This is a genomic window from Streptomyces sp. NPDC029216, assembly GCF_040648015.1.
GTDB lineage: Bacteria > Actinomycetota > Actinomycetes > Streptomycetales > Streptomycetaceae > Streptomyces.
Map to the genome: position 1 here is coordinate 1 of NZ_JBEZWL010000140.1, position 19,274 is coordinate 19,274.

A 19,274-nucleotide genomic window follows, 5' to 3' on the forward strand; every position below is an offset into this window, starting at 1 on the left:
GCCGCCTGTTGTGGGCATCACCAGCCCTGCCCGGCGCCACCCACGACCTGACAGCCGCCCGGTCCCACGGCATCATCGACGCACTCGCCGCCACGAGGTTGAAACGCTGGACGGACAAGGCATACCAAGGCGCCGGCCGCGGTGTCCGCGTTCCCTTCCGAGGCCGCCGTCCCAAAGGCTGGAAGCGGCGGCACAACACCACCCACGCCAAGAACCGCTGCGTCGGCGAGCAGACCATGGCCACCCTCAAGGGCTGGCGCCCGCTGCGGAAGCTCCGCTGCAGCACCAACCGCATCACCGACATCGTGAAGGCCCTCCTCGTCCTCCACCACGCCACAACCCGAGGTTGGAAAAGGCTCAGGCAAGTACGGCATCGCACACAGCGGCATACGCCTGAGCGTCATGACGTGCTTCTTCCGCAGCCTCTGCACAGCAGTGGCGGGACCTCCTGCCACACCTGACCTGGCGCCCCCCGTAGGCGGTCGAGGGAGTCAGCCGACCGCGACGGCGTTCCGGGCGCCGTCGAGTTCGTCGGACCAGGCGGGTCCGGCGAAGGCGCTCCCGTACAACCGGGCGCAGCTGCGCTGGTGTTCGACGTAGGCCGCGCGCAGCCGGGCGGCGTAGTGGGCGCACAGCGCACGGGGCGCCGCGTTCCCCCGCACAGCCGCGTCGATGACGGCGGCGGCGAGGATGCCCGTACGCAGGGCCTGCGCGGTTCCGGTGCCGCTGAGGGGGTCGTAGCGGATGGCTCCGGCCCCCACCAGCAGCCGGCCCGGGGCGTCCCCGGCGGGTGCCGTCGCGGGGGCCGGGTGCAGCAGCGGGGCGGCCGGGACGGCGGCGGCGGACCGGGGCGGGTGGCGCAGGAGCGCCCCGACACCGGTCTCGGCGGCCAGCCGGGCGAGCAGGGCGATGGGGTCCCCGGCCGGACCGGGCACCATGGCCTGTACGAGGGCGGCGCCGCGCCCCAGCGGGGTGAGCTGCGCCCAGCCCGCTTCGGCGGTGCCGAGGACGGCGGTGCGCTCGTCGGCACCGGGGCGCAGCGGGGCCGTCCCGGCCAGCAACCGCCGCCGCCCGGCCGCCCGTTCGGGCACCGCACGGGCGGTCACCACCCAGCCGGGCGGTCCCTCCGGCGGATCCGTGCGCCCCTCGTCCATGCCGTGCTCCGCCAGCCGCTCCCGCATGCGGACGGCCACCTCGGCTCCGTCCACCACCCGGCTGGCCTGCGCGAACCGGGTCGGCGGCCCGTCGCCCCAGCATACCTGACGGTTCGTCACCTGCCAGGTCCCGTCGAGGAGTCCCGGACCCCACAGGGAGTCCAGCAGCTCCAGGGCCGGCCCGGCGAGCAGCAGCGGCCGAGCCCCCGTGGCGCCCGCCCCCGCCGTGCCCGGCCCGGGCGGCGGCAGCCGGACCCGGTGCCCGCGCCCGGCCAGTAGCCGGGCGCAGGTCAGCTCCGCCAGTCCGGCCCCGCCGATCTCGACGGGCCGGCTCATCCCTGAAGGTCCAGCACGTCCAGCAGAGCCGCGGTTTCGAACTGCTGACTAATCGTCATGTCCCTCAGGTCCCCGTCGAGTTCCCGAATGGCGGCCAGGGTCTCGATCGCCGCGATGGCCGCTTCCCTGGTGGCCTGACCGTCGGCGAGCTCGGGCGGCAGCTCGCCCGCGCCCGGCGCGAAGGCCGAGGGCAGGGTGAAGCGGGGCGCGATGCCGCGGGTGGCGAGGAGGTGGTTGATCTCGTGGAGGTTCTCCATCGTGACCCGGGCCTGGCCGATCAGCAGACCACCGGCCTGGTCGCCGAGTGCGAAGGTGGCTTGCAGGGTGCCGAGCAGTGCCGCGTAGTACCGGTCGCTGAGGTCGAGCAGCGTCCGGCCCAGCTCGTCCTGCGCGCCCGGCCGCCGCAGGGGTCGCAGGTACACGAGGGGATCAAGGCCCACCAAGTGCTCCTTCACCGCGGTGAACCGACGGAAGTGCTCCTCGCCCTCGTCGATGACGAGCTTGATCAGGTGGGCCAGCCTGTCGGCCTCGGGGAACACGTCCGGCTGCTTGATGATGCTCTGGTGCAGCTGGACGTACATGCCGTCGAGGCCGGTGCCCGCCTGCTGGCTGGGGGCCTCCACGTCGATGAACCACTGCAGTTGCGCGGGTGTCAGCGGGCGGAGCTCGAAGGGGTGGACCGTGTCGCGCACGATCTCCGCCGCCCGCCCGACGACGGGCTTCTCACCCAGGGTGCCGAGGGCCTCGTTCACCCAGCGCAGGTGCCGCATCTCGTCGACCGCGACCTCGAACACCTCGAAGGCCGCGGCGTGGATCCGCCGCATCAGCCGGCTCGCCGAATCCGGCAGCTCCCTGGGCGCGTTGAGCGAGTAGTGCGCGTACAGGTACTCCACGCTCAGTGCGTGCTCGACGGTGGCCAGTGACTTGAGCCTGCTGATCACGGTCGCCCGGTCGAGGAGCGGGATGTCGGGCGGCACCGGGTTGCCGATGCTGTCGTCCTCGCGGTCGTTGAGCACCACGGGCAGCACCTGCCAGTCGGAGATCAGCCGGGGGTAGCCGAGCTCCAGCCGCCTGCGCGGGCTGCCGAGGTCCAGTGCGTCCGTGTCGAGGTCCGGGACCGGTGTGCGGTCCGCGCGCAGGAAGTTCATCTGCGGGATGCTCTCGTCGGCGTTGCCGGCGACGTCGGGTTTCGAGGCGGCCCAGTAGAAGCAGCCGCAGTCACGGAAGTCGTACTGCCAGGGGGCGCACAGGCTGCGGGTGAGGTCTCCCGGCCGGTACACCTCCGGGTCGATGACCCCGTTCTCGTCCAGGTACCGGGCCCGGTCCGAGACCAGCACGGCCAGCTGGAACCGGCCGTCGGGGGCACGGCGGACGAAGCTCTCACCGCTCATGCGCAGGGCGTTGAGGTTGCCGACCGCGGCGGCTCCGAGCGTGGCGACGGTTGTCTGGCGCCCCAGCAGGAGTACGGCGATCCGGCCCGGCAGCAGATCGTGCACCTGCCGCCAGACATCCAGGCCGTCGCGTTCACGGCAGTCGACCGGCTCGACCTGGGCGTCGGTCTGGTCCACCCGGGTCCGGCCGCACACGGCCCCGATGAAGACCTGGTTGTCGCCCGTCAGGTCCGCCGTGGTCAGCCTGTGGGCGGCGGCCACCCCGCCGGTCACCTCCAGCGCCCGGGAACCGTTGTAGCGGTGGAAGTCGAACAGCATCCCGGGGAAGAAGGCCTTGTCGAGGTTGCGCTGGTCGAACTCGAGCCCCGGGAAGCAGTTGTCGACCCCGCTCTCCGGGCGGGTGTTGGAGGGGTTGCCGCGTACGACGTGGTCGGCCCGCGCGGTGAGGTTGCGCGGGAGGACCTTCCCAGTGGGAGTCGGCAGGTCGGGCATGGACGGGCTCCTTCGGGCCTTCAGACGGTGCTGGCACTGCTCATGAGCGGGGCCGCCGCGGACCGCTGCTCGAAGAACTCGGGCGCGGCCTGGCCGAGTTCGACGTAGGCGCGCAGGCAGAAGGACAGCCAGCCGCGGATGTAGTCGCAGCCGGGCCAGCCCCGTCGGCTGACCTCGTGGTAGCAGCCGCCGCCGCACAGGTAGCGGGCCCAGCAGGACCGGCAGGGCTCCTGCCGGTCCACGTGGCGTTCGGCCAGGTGCCGTTGCCGGGCGGCGGTGTCGGGTCCGGCGGCCAGTGAGCCCATGGCGAAGGCGGGGTCGTCGACCAGCCGGTGGCAGGCGTAGAGGCCCCCTTCCGCGGAGGCGCTGAGGTAGCCCGCGCCGGCCCCGCAGGGGTAGGGGCGGTGGGCGCCCCGGTGCAGCTGCTCCATGGCGGTCTGGAAGTTGCCGAACGGGTAGGCGCGGCCGGCCGACAGCTCCGCAAGGGCCCGTTCGCCGCAGGCGGTCATCTGCTCGAGGAAGCCCGCGAAGGCCTCGGTGGTGATCTCGTACGCGGGGTCCGGGGCGCTGACCACCGCACCGAACCCGACCTCGTCGAAGCCGAGCGCGATGCCGTGCTCCAGGATGTCCAGGAGGCGGCCGGTGTACGGGGTGACGCTGACGCGCGCGGAGAGGTGGCGGGGGCGGCCGTGGCGGGCGAGCGTGTCGAGCCCGGCCCGCAGCCGGTCGTATGCGCTGGCTCCGCCGGGCGCCCTGCGCAGGGCGTCGTGGCCGGTCCGGTCGCCGTCCAGGCTGACCGTGACGGTGAACGGGTGCTCCGCGAACAGTGCCGCGTCGTCGGGCCGTACGGTCGTCAGGTTGGTGGTGAGCGCGAAGCGGACCCGGTGCCCGGTGGTGGCCCCCGCCCGGACGGCGTACCGGACCACCTCGTGCACCAGGTCGCGGGCGAGTAGCGGTTCGCCGCCCATGAAGCCCACGACGACGTCCGAGCCGGGCGCCGCCTCGGCCAGCAGCCGGTCCACCGCCGCGTACGCGGTGGCCTGAGGCATCGCCCGGGCGCTGCCCCCGAACCGGCCCTCGTCGGCGTAGCAGTGACCGCAGCTCAGATTGCAGGCCTGCATCACGTTGAGGGAGATCGAGGACAGCGGAGGCGGTGCGAGGGGAGCGCCGTCGATCCGCGGTGCCCCCCACAGCGGGAGGTCCAGCGTGCGCGCCAGCTCGTCGAGGGAGCCCTCCGAGGCGGAGAGCCACTCCTCCAGCCGGACCGCCGTCGCCTCGGGCAGGTCGTACAGACGGCTGCCGTCGGCGACGAAGAGATGGGCCCCGTGCGCACTCCGGAAGGCCCGCACCTGCGCTGCGGGCCCGGCCGGCAGCGGGCTCGTGGCTTGTGCCGGGACGTCCGGGGGCCGCCGCCCGATCTGCAGGAGTACGGTCACGTGCCCGGCTCCGTCCTGTCACGCAGGCCCTGGGCCCACGCGGTCAGCAGGTCGTACTGCCGTCGGGTCAGGTGCAGCGGTCCAGCGTCGGCACCGCGCATCCCGATCGGCATGCGGCGGTCGGTGTAGCTGGGCGGCAGGTCCTCGGCCGGTGGTCGTACCACGCGGTCGAGCAGATCGGGCTGCTCACGCACCATGTCTTCCAGAGCCTCGAGGGCGACGAAGCGGCGGTGGCGCCGACGACCGCGGTCGGTGAGCGCGAGGAGAACGCCGGTCAGCGGTTCGGGAACCGTCCACGCGACCCCTTCGTAGGTGTCGAGGACGCGCTGGTTCTGCACGTCCACGTTCATGTTGCCCATCGTTTCGAGGACCCGTTCGAAGAGATCACGGATCTCCAGCGCGGTCTGTCCCTCGTCGGCGATGTAGGAGGGGTCGCTCACTTCGGCGCGCTTGACCCGGTCGGCGAGTCCGTCCGCGAGGGAGACGAAGGGCCTGCGGTCCGGTGCGAAGTCGGGCGGGCTGACCACGATGCGGGCGGTGGCGGTGAGACCTCCCGGCAGGGTCACGGCGACCGTGCCGTCGCAGACGTCGTCGACCATGCCCAGGCTGGCCTGGATCTGCCGCTCCGCGCCCGCGAACAGGCCGGGGGGTGAGGTCCGTTCATCGTCGCTGATGTCACTGAGCCTCAACCGGCACCACGGCGCGGCCGGATTGAGGATGAGCCGCTCCTGCGGGAGCTGGTACCCGGTGTTCGCGGCGAGCTCGGCCAGGTTCGTCGGCCCGTACACGAACCCCTTCCCCGGGGTGAACCGCAGCCGGAGCTCGGGGAGTTCGGCGTTCGGCGCGGGCACCTGGACCGAGCCGAGCGGGAGGGACTTGCCGGCCGGGACGAGCGGGTTGGCGGTGCCCTGCGGAGAGTGCCCGGCGAGCGGGTGCCGCTGGTGGTCGTCGCCACGGACCTCGGCCCGGGCCTCGACGCGGTCGTCCTGCTGCTGGGTGATGTGGTGGGCCTTGAGGTTGGCGACGGAGACCTGCCAGCGCACGTCGCCGAGGCCCAGCCCGAAGTCGGCGAGCACGTCGGCGGTGAGGACCCCCGTGCGCTGCTCGCCGTCGGCGGTGGTCCAGCTGCCGTGCACCTCGAAGAACGGGCACACCGGCCGCCAGCCGTCCGCGTCCTTGAACCGGACCTTCTGCGCTATCCGCGTGGTCAGGGTGCCGTCGGCGGCGAGGTCGAGGCTCTCCACCGGCTCCACGGTGGTCTTGCCCGTACCGCGCGGGGTCAGGTCGCTGGGTCCGTAGCGGTAGTTGTCGCACGGCATCGGCGAGGAACCCAACCGGGCGATGGCGAGGGGTGGTTGAAGCCAGATACGGTCGATCACCGGCACCTCCTGGCGGGCGTGCCGCCGGCGGGGCGGCGGCGTACGGCCGACCCCCGGAGCGCGGTCCACCCCGTGCGGTAGAGTTACGGGACGTAATCAAACATACGAGCCTCGTCACCCTGTGTCGCGCACGACACGGCGGGCCGCGGCCGGTCTCCGTCACCGGCGGGACGTGACCGCGCGTGCCGTCAGTCCGCCTCCGTGACGGTGCCGGACCAGGGGCCGGACGGGTGGCCGTCCGGCTCCATGCCCCAGGGCTCGCACCGCTCCCACGGGTACGCGCCGCCGGCGGCGTACTGCCGCGCCAGTTCGAGGAAGACGTCGCCGCGGCCCGCGTCGGCCGCCTCGCGAGTCGGCCGGGTCGCCGCCCGTGGCCCCTGGCGGCGTGCCGGAGCCGTACGGCCGCGCCGAGGGATTCCAGCTCCCCGGCCTCGCCGACCGCGCGGGTGGCGATGCCTCGCCAGGCCTTCAGCTTGTTGATCAGGCGTTCGACGGTGTTCCGCTCTTTTTCCGGGCCTCCTCCTGCTCGCGCGCAGCCTCTTCCAGGGCCTCCATGAGGTCCTCGCCGATACGCATCCCGGCGGCGTCGTGGTGGGCGCGGACCGTGGTGGAGTCCACGCTGACCAGCGACAAGTCCGTTCTCCCGGCGCGGGCCGCTTCGGCAATCAGGCCTTCCAGCAGCGCGGAGAAGACGCCGGCATCCCGCCAGACGCGAAAGCACCCGTAGACGGTGGCCCAGGGCCCGAACTCGGGTCCGGCCGCGTACACCAGCTGCACCACGCAACACGCTCCAGGCGCCAACCCGCACCACCTGCCGCGGCGGAGCCCGCTCCCGTGGAGGAGAGCTCCGCTGGAGCGGAGATTCCGTGACAGCAGGCCCGGTCGACTCTGGACCGGAAGGAGGCACGCTTGCGCAGGGATCAGCTCCGGGCTCTGGCCGCACTGCGCCGCCGGGTCGCCCACAGCCGCAAAGAGCGGGCCGAGATCATCACCGACAACACCCTGATCCGGGTCGCGGTCGACCTGCTGCTGCGCCACGCCGACAAGCTGAGCGGCGACACCGAGGAGCAGCTCCTCAAGTCGGTGACCACCGCAACAACGATGGGTCTCGACGCCACCCGTCTCGCCGTCGTCACAGCCCTGGCCTCCCTGAGGGAATCAGACGACATCGAGACGGTCTTCGCGCTCTGCAAATACATGTCCCAGGTCCTACCCCAGCTCAAGGCCGAAGCCTCCAACCGCGCCGCCGCCACGTAGAGAAGCGCCGCGAGCAGCCGACATGACAAGACCCTCGCACGTCAGGCGTGCAGGGGTCTGCTCTGCCCGAGCCGGACCGCTCGAGTCAGCCGTGTACGGAGGCCGTCGTTCGGTGCCGGGCCAGGTCCGGGCAGCGGACCCCGCCGCCGGGGTGCCAGTACAACACCGGGCTCACGTCCTCGCCGTGCTCCCGGCACCAGCCGACCGGGACCAGGCCGCCGCAGTCGAACCGGCCGCACACGCACTTCTCGCCCGGCATCTCGTACGCCACCCCGTGCGAGGCCAACCCCGCCCGCTGGGCCCTCGGCCGCCTTCCCACGCATCCGGGCCGCCCACCCAGCGTCACCACCAGACCTCCCGAGGCCGGCCGAGCCGTGTCGAGCACCCGCACCCCGCCCTGGACCGCCAGCGCGGGAGCGCCCGGCACGGTCAGCCGGCCCACCACGCCCCCAGAGCGGCGAGCTTCTCGGCGCCCTCCGTGACGGACCCAAGCGACACGGAATGCGAACGACTTGTGTGGGGAATGCTCCACCCTTCCGGGAGGTTGACCGTGCTGGCAAACACTCACCGACAAGCGGGGGCCAGCAAGGTGACACAGACAAGGGAGCTCTACCTCAGCGTGGCGGACACGGCGGCAAAGCTGCTGGGCTCACCAGAGATCGCACTCCGCTGGCACCAGCCCTCGGCACTGGCGAAGCTCAGCGTCAAGGGGCTGGCGGGCCACCTGGCCGGGCAGGTCTTCTTCATTCCCACGGTGCTGGACGAGGCGGTCCCCTACGAGCCCGCCATCTCCATCCACGAGTACTACGCGCGGGTGAGCTGGATCGGCTCGGACCTCGATACGCCGTTCAACCAGGGCATCCGGTCCGGCGGCGAGAAGGAGGCAGCTGACGGCCCCGCCGAACTGGCAGCGCGGGTCGCCGGGTGTGTCGAGGAACTGCGCGTCACTCTGCCCACCGCGCCGCATCGCCTGGTCCGCCGCCCCAGCTGGGGGCCGTGGTCGATCACACTCGACGACTTCATCACCAGCCGGATCCTGGAGATCGTCGTCCACTCCGACGATCTTGCCTTCAGTGTCGGAGTGCCGACACCGGAGTTCCCTACACAGGCCGTCGAGACAGTCGTGGACGTACTGTCGCGGATTGCGCTGCGACGACATGGCGCGACCAACATCCTGCGCGCGCTGAGCCGCACCGAACGCGCACAGGCGTCCATTTCGGCACTGTAGGAACGAGTTCGCCCGGCCGGCTCAGCGCAGGGTCGCGGACACCGACTCTTCCCCGGTCGGGCGGCGTGGAGGTCGCCGAGTACAGCACCTGGGTGACCTCCGCCCAGCTCCGCCCCATCCCCGGTATCCCCTGGGCCAGGTTTCCACCCACCGCAACCCCGGTCGGCACGCCGTGGCTTTGTCCACGAGAACGGGTTCTGGCTCAGCTTCCGTGCAGCGGCCACTCTGGGTGACGGCTGAGTGTCTGCCGGGAGTGCTCGAAGTCGCCCGATCGAGGAGGACACCGTGACCCTGGCAGCGGCCGTGCGGCTCCACAACACGCGCGGACGCCTGTACTTCGCGGTGGCGCGCCTGGGTCACCTGTACGTGGCCCCGCCTGATGCTGCGGCGCGCCCACCGCCGGCTCGCCCTCGCGGCGCGGCCGGCCGGCGGGCGAGCGGAACGTGAGGACACCGGCCGGCTGAGGGCCGGCGCCGGGCCGAGTTCTTCGACCCGTCGAACGCCGGCCGCTCCTGACCGCCCGGCTACTCTGCGGCCCCGAAGGTCCACACGGCGCGGTCGCCCGGACCGACCACGAGGGTCGACTGGCCGATGCGCTCCTCGTGGCGGTACGGCACCGGGTGGTTGAGGGACATCTCGACCTGGCGCAGCCCGGCCCGCTCGCGTGCCACGGGGTCCAGGCGGATGGTGGTGCCGCCGCCCTGCGCCAGGACGCTTCCCGTGGGGAGCTCGCGCACGGTGAAGCCGCCCGCCCTCAGCAGGGGCAGGGTGTTGGCCAGGTCGCGGGCGGTGACCCCGAGGCGGATCGAGGTCACGTCCCGCATCAGGTGGTCACGGTAGGCGTCCGACAGGTACCGCTCGCGGCTGACGTCACCGGGGTACGAGGCCGGCTCGGTGTTGCTGCGCGGGTCGGCGAAGTACTCCGGGCGGTACTCCATGCCCCAGGCGCCGAAGCCGTCGTACTGGTCGGTGGTGAAGACGGCGTCGAACCACGGCACCGGTACCCCGTCGCCGAAGTCCCGGGTCTGGCGGAAGGTGACCGGGTTCGGCACGCCCTGGTCGTGCAGGCGGGCGGTGGCCGTGGCGAGGTCGCCGGCCCGTTCCACGGAGATCCCCATTCCGGCGGCGCCGAGCGTCCCGTCCTGTCCGGGAACGTCGCCGACCCCGAACAGCTCGAGGTAGGTCTCGCGTCCCCTCAGGTAACGGCCGGTCCAGGTCTGGCCGCCCGAGCCGGTCGTGGTACGGACCTGGAAGTCCGCGAAGTCACGCAGGTAGGCGGAGTGCTCGATGGCATCGGCGGTTTCCCGGTCGAGCACCCCGTAGGCGTGGTTGAAGAACAGTAGTTGACGGCTCGTCGGCTGGGCTCCTTCCTCTTGCGCCGACGCGATTCCGCTGGCGCCGCCGACCAAACCGGCCAGCGCCACGGCGAGGACCATGAACATGTGCACTACACGACGAAGTGGCATGCGGCTGATCGTAGGCGGCACGGCCCGCGTCCTCTTCCTGATTTCAGGCACGCGAGGCAGACCCTCGTGGCGGCCGCCGGCCGGACCTGGCGTCTGGCCGGCGGCCCCATGGGTCAGGCGCCCCCCGCCACGCCGGTCAGCCAGGCGTTCCAGTCGCTCTCGTAGTCCAACGAGGTGAGGAAGGCTCGCGCGGCGGTCCAGTTTCCGGTGCGGTAGTGGCCGAGCACGGTGGCGACGTCGGCCGGGTGTCTCTCGACCATGTAGCGGACGGCGAGGTAGCCCCAGTCGTAGGTGCGGTTGACGTCGCTGTTGGAGTAGGTGGTGTCGAACAGAGTGCGCAGGGAGTACGTGTGCTTGCCCGCCTCGGCCAGTGCGTCGGTGTAGGTGACGCCGCGGTAGGAGTAGGAGACGTACTCGGCGACGCCCTCACCCCACCACACGGTCGGGGTGGTCTGGCTGGCGCCGAAGTCGCCGTACAGGTCGAAGCGGCCGTCGAGGTAGTGGGTGTACTCGTGGTTGAGGTTCCATATCTGCCAGCCGGGGCTGACGTCGGTGCGCTCGTAGCATATGAACCGTGGCTGGTTGCCCGTCCTGGAGGGATCCCCTTCCAGGTACATGCCGCCGTTGTTGGTGTCGATGCCGTAGATCCTGCCCGCGTAAGCCTTGTAGTCGGCGCTCGAGTTGAAGACGTCGACCTCGAGGGTGGTGTTGAAGTCGTCGGCGACGGGGCCCGAGTCCTTGACCACGCCGTGGAAGTAGGCGTCCTGGTTGGCGAGGCTGGCGCAGGTCGCCGTCAGCTGGGCGGCGGTCATCTCCTGGGCCCGGATCCGCAGGGTGGGGCCGCAGGTGTGGACGATCGGCAGAATGCGCGACTCCAGCTTGCCGCCGGTGGTGCCGGTCGCGACGCCGTGGGCCGGGCGTTGGGCCGGATCCGCGTAGACGTGGTCGGGCTTGGGGTCGGTCGGCGCCGCCTGTGCGGCCTGGGTGGGTGAGGCCGCGAGGGCGGCTGTGAACAGGGCTGTGGCGATGGCCAACGCGCGCAAGATTCGCTCCTGGAGAGGGAGGACGTCCCGTCTGCTGACGGCTGCGCTGTAACATGGCACATGTCACATGACCCTTCAATGTTTTTGACAGGTTCACATCCATCTCGTCGGGCCGTGCAGCTTCCCTGCGGACAAGGCCGGCCAATTCACGGGGGCTGTCCGGCAATTACCAGCCGACGGCCGGGTGACGGTGCTGCCGCCCCTGGACAACGGGCGGGGCCGGTACCGCACATGAGCGGGCATACACGTCAGCGGGAGGCGTTCTCACGACCAGGGGCCTTGGGTTGGGTTCTTGTCGTGACTGACGATCGCGGACGATTGCTGGCGGGCCGGTACCGGTCGGCCGCACTGCTCGGTCAGGGCGGTATGGGGACCGTCTGGCGCCCCACGACGAGCAACTCGGCCGGGAGGTCGCGGTCAAGGACCTCCGGCTCCCAGACGGCGCAGCTCGTGGCCGAGGCGGAGCGGTCGGTGGTTGTGGCCGGGACGCACGGCAAGTCGACCGCGACGGCCATGCTGGCGGCGGCCGTGGGGCACCTGCGCCCGTCGTGGGTGTGCGGTGCCGCGCCGGTCGGCGGCGTCAACAGGCATGCGGGATCGGGTCTGCTGATCGCCGAGGGCGACGAGTCCGACCGCAGCGTGGCCTGGTACCGGCCGGAGGTCGCCGTCGTGCTGAACGCCGACGATGACCACCCCGAGACGTTCGCCGGTACGGCGGATGTGGTCGGGACGCTGACGGACTTCGCGCTCGGGGCCCGGACGCTGGTGGTCTCGGCCGACGACGCCGGGGCCCGGGAGGTGACCGGCCGGGTCCGCCGTCACGGCGGCGGTACGCGGGTGGCGACCTTCGGCGAGAGCACCGACGCCGACGTACAGCTGCTGTCCACCGCCCCGACGGCGGCCGGCGGCAGCATGGTGACCGTGCTCGACCCGCACGGCGTCCACGTGTCGTGGACGGTGCCTTCGCCGGGGCGTCCGGCGGTGCTCGCGTCCCTGGCGGCGTACGCGGCGGGCCGGGTCCTGGGTGAGGCGGCGCAGGTGCTGGCGGCGGGGCTGTCCGGCTTCACCGGGGTGCGGCGCCGGATGGAGCTCCTCGGTGCGGTGGAGGGGGTGCGGGTGGTGGACTCCTTCGCCCACCACCCCACCACCCCGCCGCCATCGCAGCGGACATCGCGGCCGCGCGGGAGCTGACCGGCGAGGGCGGCCGGGTGCTCGTGGCGTTCGAGCCCTGTGGGGCGACGCGGGTGCGGGTCCTCGGCGCGCGGATGGGAACGGTGCTCGCGGCCGCGGACGAGGTGGTGCTCCTGCCCGTGCGCGATGCGGTGCCGACTGCGGCCGGCGCGGTGACCGGGGAGGGCATCGAGCAGGCGGCCTTCTGCGCCGGAGTCCGCGTCCACGCGGCCGACGGCCTGGTCCAGGCCGTCGTCACCCTCGGTGCTCTGGCTCGTCCGGGTGATGTGGTCGTGACGATGGGCGTCGGCGAGGTGGCCGAGCTGGGGGCGCTGCTCCTGGAGCCCTCGGCCCGGCCGCTGACCGCCGCCGTCTAGCGGTCGTCCGCCGTGGTGTCGGGCTGGGCGAGCCGTTCGGCGGTGTGTTCCAGCCCGACGCTGTGGGAGCCCTTCACCAAGACGATGTCGCCGGGCTGGATCAGGTCGCGGGCCAAGGTGAGGGCGTGGTTCCGGTCGGCGGCACGGACCACTGTCAGGCCCGGATTGTGCTCCTGGGCCGCGTCGGCCATCGCCTGGGCGGCGTCGCCGCCGACCGCGATCAGCACGTTCGCGCCGGAGGCGGCGACGAAGCGGCCGACCTGCCGGTGCCCGTCGCCGCCGTCGGCGCCGAGCTCCTTCATCTCTCCCAGGACCGTGATGGTCCGCCGCCCGCTGCTCATGGCCTCCAGGGCAGTGAGTGCGGCCTTCATCGAATCGGGGTTCGCGTTGAACGCGTCGTTGATGACCCGTACGCCGTCGGGCCGGTCGGTGACCTCCATGCGCCCCGAGGCCACCAGCACCGCGCGGGAGAGCGCGTCGGCCGTCTTCTCGACATCGGCGCCCAGTCCGATCGCGACGGCCGCCGCGGCCAGCGCGTTGGACACGTGGTGCGCGCCGTGAAGGGTCAGGGCGACCTGTGCGTCGCGGCCGGCGGCGATGAGGGTGAACGAGGCCCGGCCCGCCGCGTCCAGCGTCACGTCCTTCGCCCGTACGTCGGCGTGCTGCGCGGTGCCGAACGTCAGCACCTGGGCGCGGGTGCGGGGGGCCATGGCGGCGACCAGCGGATCGTCGGCGTTGAGGATGGCCAGTCCCTTGGCGGGCAGGGCTTCCACGAGTTCGCCCTTGGCCTTCGCGATCTGCTCGCGGCCGCCGAACTCGCCGACGTGCGCGGTGCCGACGTTCAGGACCAGGCCGACGGTCGGCGGGGCGATGCGCGTCAGGTGGGAGATGTGGCCGACCCCGCGGGCGCCCATCTCCAGCACGATGTACTTCACGCCCCGGTCCAGGTGGGTGACGGCCAGCGGCATCCCGATCTCGCCGTTGAAGGACTTCACCGTGGCGATCGTCGGCCCGAGCTCGGGCAGTACCTGCGCGATCAGGTCCTTCGTGCTGGTCTTGCCCGCCGAGCCGGTCAGCCCGATCACCATCGCCTCGGGAACTTCGGCCAGCACGGTGCGGGCCAGCGCGGCGAGCGCGTCCAGCACGTCGTCGACGACCACGGCCGGAACGCCGAGCGGGCGGGTGGCCAGGACTGCCACTGCCCCGGCCTTCAACGCGTCGGCCGCGAAGGCGTGCCCGTCGACATGCTCGCCGGCCAGCGCGGCGAAGAGGCCGCCCGGCTCGACCGCGCGCGAGTCGACGGCCGCCGGCCCGGTCACCAGCACGGCCGGGTCCGGCACGTCGCGCAACCGGCCGCCGACGGCGGCCGCGACGGCTTCAAGCGAAAGGGGGATCACGTGACGCACTCCGAATCAGCAGGACCTACCGGCACGGCCCAGCACCGCCCGGCTCAGCCCTCCGACCGTAACGCCTCCGCAGACCGGTACGCATGAAAGCAGCCCCATCCGTGACAGAACAGGAGCAACTACCCGTGCCCATGCAGTCCTTCGAGTCCGCCCGCATCGCCGTCGTCTCCGGCGGCCGGTCCACCGAGCGGGAGCGGTCGCTGATGTCCGGCCGCGCCGCCTGGGAGTCCCTCGACCGGCAGGGCTACACCACCAGATTCCTCGATGCCGCCGACAAGACGTTCGCCGACGACATCCGCAGCGCCGACGTGGCGTTCCTGGCCATCGCCGGGCGGTACGCCGAGGACGGCAAGCTCCAGGGGTTACTGGAGCACCTGAACGTCCCCTACACCGGCTCGGGTGTGGCGGCCTCCGCCGTCGGCATGCACAAGGCCCTCGCCAAGACCGTCGTGGCCGCCGCCGGAGTGGCGACCCTGCCCACCGTCAGCCTCCCGGCCCGAGGAGAGGTGAGCACGCACGCGGTCACCAGCACGATCGCCTTCCCGCTGATCCTCAAGCCACTGTCCGAGGGCGGCTCGATCGGCATGACGGTCTGCCGCGACACCGCCCAGCTCGCCGCCGCCCTGCGCACCATCGACCCGGGCGCCGGCTGGTTCGTCGAGCCGTTCACCACCGGCATCCCGGTCAGCTGCGGGGTCCTGGAGATCGACGGCTCGCCCGTGGCACTGCCACCGCTGGCGACGATCCCCACCGAGGCCGAGTTCTACGACTACGCCACCAAACGGGACAAGACCAAGTACCGCTACGAGTGCCCGGCGAACCTCTCCAGCGCCGCCCTCGATGCGATCACCACGGCGGCGCTCACCGCGCACGATGCGCTGGGCTGCTCCGGCTACTCCCGCTCCGACTTCATCGTCGACCCCGACGGGCGGCCGGTCTGGCTGGAGATCAACACCCTGCCCGGACTGTCCCACACGGGAAACCTCGCCACCATGGCAGCGGCCACCGGCATCGACTACGACCGGCTGATCCGCATGATCCTCGCCACCGCCCACACCACCGAGGGATACCGGCCGTGACCGGGCTGACCGCCCGCGACGTCCAGGACGCCGCCGCCAACCTCGAACCGGTCGCCGCCCGCACCCCCGCCCTGACAGCGCTCTCCCTCGACCAGGCCGCCGCATGGCCGGTGGTGTGCAAGGCCGAGAGTCTCCAGCGCACCGGCTCGTTCAAGTTCCGCGGCGCCTACCACCACGCCTCCTGCCTCCCGACGAAGGACCGCAGCCCGGGCCTGATCGGCGCCTCCTCCGGAAACCACGCCCAGGCCCTCGCCCTGGCCGGACGGCTCCTCGAAGTGCCGGCCACAGTCGTCATCCCCGCCGACGCCCCGGCCTCCAAGGTCGAAGGCGTCCGCGCGCTCGGCGGCAGGGTCGTCACCTACCGCCGCGGCTCGGAAGACCGCGACGCGCTGGTCGCCGAACTCGCCGCCCGTGACGGCCTCGCCGTCGTCCTCTCGGCGAACTCCCGCCACGTCATGGCCGGGGCCGGGACCGCCGCCCTGGAACTGCTCACCGAATACCCCGAGATCGAGACCGTCGTCGTCCCCGTCGGCGGCGGGGGACTCGCCGCCGGATCCGCCACCATCGCCAAGCACCTGAACCCTGGCATCAAGGTCATCGGTGTAGAATCCGAGGACGGCGCCGACACCCTGCTGTCGATGCGCTGCGGCCGACGCATCGCCCTGCCCGAGGCCCCTTCCACCATCGCCGACGGCCTCGGCCACACCAGCCCCTCCCGACTGACCTGGTCCGTCAACTCCCGGCTTCTGGACGCCGTCGTGACCATGACCGACCAGGACATCGCCGCCGCCATGGCGTTCACCTTCCGACACCTGAAGGTCGTGGCCGAACCGAGCGGTGCCTGCGCCCTGGCCGCCGTCCTCGGCGGCCACGTGCCCCACGAGTCGGGGACGATCGGCGTGGTGATCTCCGGCGGCAGCGTGGACCTGCCCACCTTCCACCGGCTGATCAGCCAGCCCTCCCACCGGAAGGACCCCGCACGTGCCTGACCTCCCGTTCCCCACCGTCACGCAGTACGCAAGCCCAGACCTGATCACCGCGATCGTCTACGACGGCCACGACCGAGGAGCCGATCCCCGCTGGGCCGAGAGCGGCGCCCCCGACCTCGACACCTACCGCAGGTGGTGCGGCCACATGTGCGGCATCGCCTGCCTGCGCATGGCCCTCCTAGCCCGCGACGGGGACGCGCCCACCCTGTTCGACCTCCTCGACGGCGCCCGGAAGTACGGGGCCTACACCGAGGATCCGGACACCGGAGCGATCCACGGCCTGATCTACGCCCCGTTCGCCCAGTACGTGCACGACGTCCACCACCTGCACGCCGAGGTCCACCCCTCCCTCACCGTGCCGGGCCTCCTCGCCCTGCTCGACTCCGGCCGGCTGGTGATGGCCTCCGTGCACAAGGAGATCCGCCGACCCGAGAACCCGGCTCCCGGCAAGGGCGGACACCTCGTGCTCGTCACCGGCCGCCAGGAGGGCACCGTGCACTTCCGCAACCCGTCCGGCCATACCCAACAGGCCCGCACTGCGCGGATGCCCGCAGCCGAGTTCGCCAAGTTCTTCGCCGGACGAGGGGTGTCCCTGACCCTGGACATAATCACGGGCTCCCCTAGTGTCCTGAGTCGTAAGTTTCCATACAGTTGGGTCATGACGCGTCCGGGACCGAAGCTTGCACCGCTGGATCTGAGCGATGCTGAGCGATCGGTGTTGGAGGGTTGGGTGCGGCGGCGTAAGTCCGCGCAGGACATGGCTATGCGGGCCCGGGTGATCCTGGCCTGCGATGACCTCGGGGAAGACGGCTTTCCCGTGTCGACGCGTGTGGTGATGGAGCGGGTCGGGGTGTCCCGCGACACCGTCTCGAAGTGGCGTCGGCGGTTCCTGGCGGACCGTCTCGATGGACTGTCGGACGATCCGCGTCCGGGGCGGCCTCGCACGGTGCTGGATGAGCAGGTCGCCGATCTGATCGCCCGGACGCTGGAGTCGAAGCCGGAGAACGCCACGCACTGGTCAACCCGGTCGATGGCGAAGAAGACCGGGCTGTCGCAGTCGACCGTCTCCCGGGTGTGGCGGGCTTTCGGGCTGCAGCCGCACCGGTCCGAGACGTTCAAGCTGTCCGCGGACCCGTTCTTCGTCGACAAGGTCCACGACGTGGTGGGCCTGTATCTCGACCCGCCGGAGCGGGCGCTGGTGTTGTGCGTGGACGAGAAGTCGCAGATCCAGGCGCTGGACCGTTCCCAGCCGGTGCTGCCGATGATGCCGGGGTGCCCGAGAGGGCCAGTCACGACTACGTCCGCGCCGGCACCACCACGCTGTTCGCGGCCTTCGACGCGGCCAGCGGAAAGGTGATCGGGTCTCTCCACCGCCGGCACCGGGCCGAGGAGTTCAGGAAGTTCCTGAACAAGCTCGACAAGGAGATCCCTGCCGGACTTCAGGTCCACCTGATCTGCGACAACTACGCGACCCACAAGACCGCGGCGGTCAAGAAGTGGCTGCTGGCCCATCCCAGGTTCCACATGCACTTCACCCCCACAAGCTCGTCCTGGCTGAACCTGGTCGAGCGGTGGTTCGCGGAACTGACGAACAAGCGGATACGGCGAGGAGTCCACAAGTCGGTCCAGGCGCTGGAGAAGGACATCCGCACCTGGATCGACTCATGGAACGAAGACCCCAAGCCGTTCGTCTGGACCAAGACAGCCGAGCAGATCCTCGAATCCCTCGCCTCATACTGCCGACGAATTAACGACTCAGGACATTAGGCCGTTTCGTTTGGATCACCGGGCGGACCAGAGGAAGATGCCCGCGATGTGCAGTCCTGCCAGGTAGATGGTCGCCGTCTTCTCGTAGCGGGTGGCGATACCGCGCCACTGCTTCAAGCGGTTGATGCATCGCTCGACCGTGTTGCGCTGCTTGTAGGCCTCGCGGTCGAAGGCGGGTGGCCTCCCGCCTCTGCCGCCTCGGCGCAGCCGGTGGCCCCGCTGGTCCGCCGGTACGGGGGTCACCGCCCGAATACCGCGCCTGGGTAGGTGTTCACGGATGGCGCGTGATGAGTACGCCTTGTCGGCCAGGACCACGTCTGACCTGGTGCGGGGCCGTCCGCGTCGACGGGGAACTCGCCGGCAGGCGCCATCACGTGCGCGAAGGCGGGCGCGTCGCCCGCCTGTGCGGCGGTGAGAACGAACGCGAGGGGCCGGCAGCGGGCATCGGCTGCGAGGTGAATCTTCGTGGTCAGTCCGCCCCGAGAGAACGACCAATGCGAAGCCGGTTGTGGACGCCCCTCCAGTTGTCGTACTTCTCGGGCAGGTGGACCCACTGAGATCCCGTCTGGAACTTCCAAGCGATCGCATCAATCACCTCACGGTGGTCCCGCCACCGGCCACCCCGATTCGGCGTCCGATCCGGGAGCAACGGCTCGATACGCGCCCACTGCGCTTCAGAGACAGGCCCGGCTCGCCCGAGTGAACCAGCAGTTGAGCGACTTCTACGGCCCGCTCTTCGCGCTCATGGAGGCCAACAGTCGTGCCTATGAGGCGTTTTGCGAGAGATATGCCCGCCCCGATGGGGTCCATCCCTTCGACCACGATGTTCCCCCCACCGAGGAGGAGCTCGCCGAGTGGCGCACCTGGGCCACGACTGTCTTCCTGCCCAACATCCAGAAGATGCGCGACGTGGTCGTCACCAAGGCCGACCTTCTCATCGAGGAGGAGGTGCCGCCTGTCCTGCTCGAACTGTGCGCCCACGTCTCCGGCTACGAGATCACCGCGGCGCGCTGGGCACGTGGCGAGTTCGGCGAATACAAGTCCGTCATCCAGTTCCCGGGACCAGAACTGAAGGAGTACACCACCACCCGCTTTGCACGTCTCAAGAAGGAGCAGGCGGCCCTTCTCGGCCGGCGCCGGTGAAGTCCGACGAGGACCGGGCATACGTCCCAGACCAGAGATCCGATGATCCGAAGGAAACGGCCTAGATGTTCTGTCCAGGGAGGTTGTGGACGGGTGATGCAGGTCTCGGCTGAGAGATCTTGAAATGGGTGAGGGCCTTCTGGCCTGGTGTGGATTGCGAC

General features: G+C 71.2%; 13 protein-coding genes and 7 pseudogenes. 10 read left to right on the plus strand and 10 right to left on the minus strand.

Annotated features, from left to right (window positions below; all coding sequences use genetic code 11):
• Positions 1–338 (plus strand): annotated as a pseudogene (locus AB0F18_RS32165) (transposase family protein); the annotation flags it as partial.
• 153 nt (positions 339–491) lie between these two features.
• Here AB0F18_RS32165 and AB0F18_RS32170 read toward each other — a convergent pair.
• The 5 genes and pseudogenes from AB0F18_RS32170 to AB0F18_RS32190 form a co-directional block, all read right to left on the minus strand.
• Positions 492–1,490 carry a hypothetical protein gene (locus AB0F18_RS32170; RefSeq protein WP_362067038.1) on the minus strand — a complete coding sequence of 333 codons (999 nt, stop codon included), beginning with the start codon at positions 1,488–1,490 and terminating at the stop codon, positions 492–494.
• Positions 1,487–3,373: a ferritin-like domain-containing protein gene (locus AB0F18_RS32175; RefSeq protein WP_362067040.1), complete on the minus strand. Its 1,887-nt coding sequence runs from the start codon at positions 3,371–3,373 to the stop codon at positions 1,487–1,489. Before AB0F18_RS32175 ends, AB0F18_RS32170 begins: the two co-directional genes overlap by 4 nt.
• A 20-nt stretch (positions 3,374–3,393) precedes the next feature.
• Positions 3,394–4,809, minus strand: coding sequence for a radical SAM protein (locus tag AB0F18_RS32180; RefSeq protein WP_362067042.1), 1,416 nt, complete (start codon positions 4,807–4,809; stop codon positions 3,394–3,396).
• Positions 4,806–6,188 (minus strand): hypothetical protein, encoded by a 1,383-nt coding sequence (locus AB0F18_RS32185; RefSeq protein WP_362067044.1) that lies wholly within the window; start codon positions 6,186–6,188, stop codon positions 4,806–4,808. Before AB0F18_RS32185 ends, AB0F18_RS32180 begins: the two co-directional genes overlap by 4 nt.
• 504 nt (positions 6,189–6,692) lie before the next feature.
• Positions 6,693–6,938: pseudogene (locus AB0F18_RS32190) on the minus strand (hypothetical protein); the annotation flags it as partial.
• Between the two features lie 159 nt (positions 6,939–7,097).
• Here AB0F18_RS32190 and AB0F18_RS32195 point away from each other — a divergent pair.
• Positions 7,098–7,445, plus strand: a complete 348-nt coding sequence (locus AB0F18_RS32195; RefSeq protein ID WP_362067046.1) for a hypothetical protein — start codon at positions 7,098–7,100, stop codon at positions 7,443–7,445.
• An 85-nt stretch (positions 7,446–7,530) separates the two neighbouring features.
• On the opposite strand, the gene AB0F18_RS32200 is transcribed toward AB0F18_RS32195, so the two are convergent.
• The gene (locus AB0F18_RS32200; protein WP_362067048.1) at positions 7,531–7,890 is read right to left on the minus strand and encodes a hypothetical protein; all 360 of its coding nucleotides are present in this window, start codon (positions 7,888–7,890) and stop codon (positions 7,531–7,533) included.
• Positions 7,891–7,995: 105 nt separating this feature from the next.
• Here AB0F18_RS32200 and AB0F18_RS32205 point away from each other — a divergent pair, with 105 nt between their 5' ends.
• Positions 7,996–8,673 (plus strand): maleylpyruvate isomerase N-terminal domain-containing protein, encoded by a 678-nt coding sequence (locus tag AB0F18_RS32205; RefSeq protein WP_362067050.1) that lies wholly within the window; start codon positions 7,996–7,998, stop codon positions 8,671–8,673.
• A gap of 524 nt (positions 8,674–9,197) precedes the next feature.
• Here AB0F18_RS32205 and AB0F18_RS32210 read toward each other — a convergent pair.
• Together AB0F18_RS32210 and AB0F18_RS32215 are read right to left on the minus strand one after the other, a co-directional pair.
• Complete coding sequence (locus AB0F18_RS32210; RefSeq protein WP_362067060.1) at positions 9,198–10,115, minus strand: DUF5829 family protein; 918 nt, start codon at positions 10,113–10,115, stop codon at positions 9,198–9,200.
• Positions 10,116–10,258: 143 nt separating this feature from the next.
• Positions 10,259–11,020: pseudogene (locus AB0F18_RS32215) on the minus strand (collagenase); the annotation flags it as partial.
• A gap of 459 nt (positions 11,021–11,479) precedes the next feature.
• On the opposite strand from AB0F18_RS32215, the gene AB0F18_RS32220 reads away from it, so the two are divergent.
• Positions 11,480–12,373 (plus strand): Mur ligase family protein, encoded by an 894-nt coding sequence (locus tag AB0F18_RS32220; RefSeq protein ID WP_362067052.1) that lies wholly within the window; start codon positions 11,480–11,482, stop codon positions 12,371–12,373.
• Positions 12,374–12,396: 23 nt separating this feature from the next.
• On the plus strand, positions 12,397–12,729 hold the full coding sequence (locus tag AB0F18_RS32225) for a hypothetical protein (RefSeq protein ID WP_362067054.1): 333 nt from the start codon (positions 12,397–12,399) through the stop codon (positions 12,727–12,729).
• Here AB0F18_RS32225 and murF read toward each other — a convergent pair.
• Entirely contained in the window at positions 12,726–14,126 is a 1,401-nt protein-coding gene (murF, locus tag AB0F18_RS32230; protein WP_362067056.1) for a UDP-N-acetylmuramoyl-tripeptide--D-alanyl-D-alanine ligase, read from the minus strand. The two genes, AB0F18_RS32225 and murF, sit on opposite strands and share 4 nt — an antisense overlap.
• A 140-nt stretch (positions 14,127–14,266) precedes the next feature.
• Here murF and AB0F18_RS32235 point away from each other — a divergent pair, with 140 nt between their 5' ends.
• From AB0F18_RS32235 to AB0F18_RS32250, 4 genes and pseudogenes are all read left to right on the plus strand, one after another.
• Positions 14,267–15,214 carry a D-alanine--D-alanine ligase gene (locus tag AB0F18_RS32235; RefSeq protein ID WP_362067062.1) on the plus strand — a complete coding sequence of 316 codons (948 nt, stop codon included), beginning with the start codon at positions 14,267–14,269 and terminating at the stop codon, positions 15,212–15,214.
• Entirely contained in the window at positions 15,211–16,203 is a 993-nt protein-coding gene (locus AB0F18_RS32240; protein ID WP_362067058.1) for a threonine/serine dehydratase, read from the plus strand. The genes AB0F18_RS32235 and AB0F18_RS32240 overlap by 4 nt, the downstream gene beginning before the upstream one ends.
• Positions 16,196–16,801 (plus strand): annotated as a pseudogene (locus tag AB0F18_RS32245) (C39 family peptidase); the annotation flags it as partial. The gene AB0F18_RS32240 and the pseudogene AB0F18_RS32245, both read left to right, overlap by 8 nt.
• Positions 16,802–16,861: 60 nt before the next feature.
• A pseudogene (locus tag AB0F18_RS32250) lies at positions 16,862–17,970 on the plus strand (IS630 family transposase).
• Between the two features lie 15 nt (positions 17,971–17,985).
• On the opposite strand, the pseudogene AB0F18_RS32255 reads toward AB0F18_RS32250, so the two are convergent.
• Positions 17,986–18,628: pseudogene (locus AB0F18_RS32255) on the minus strand (IS5 family transposase).
• Positions 18,629–18,645: 17 nt separating this feature from the next.
• Here AB0F18_RS32255 and AB0F18_RS32260 point away from each other — a divergent pair.
• Positions 18,646–19,113, plus strand: a pseudogene (locus AB0F18_RS32260) (hypothetical protein); the annotation flags it as partial.
• Between the last annotated feature and the right edge of the window lie 161 nt (positions 19,114–19,274).

Coding starts and splice junctions, on each gene's coding strand:
- AB0F18_RS32170 (WP_362067038.1), bottom strand. CDS start 1,490: ATGAGCCGGCCCGTCGAGATCGGCGGGGCCGGACTGGCGGAGCTGACC.
- AB0F18_RS32175 (WP_362067040.1), bottom strand. CDS start 3,373: ATGCCCGACCTGCCGACTCCCACTGGGAAGGTCCTCCCGCGCAACCTC.
- AB0F18_RS32210 (WP_362067060.1), bottom strand. CDS start 10,115: ATGTTCATGGTCCTCGCCGTGGCGCTGGCCGGTTTGGTCGGCGGCGCC.
- AB0F18_RS32235 (WP_362067062.1), top strand. CDS start 14,267: ATGCAGTCCTTCGAGTCCGCCCGCATCGCCGTCGTCTCCGGCGGCCGG.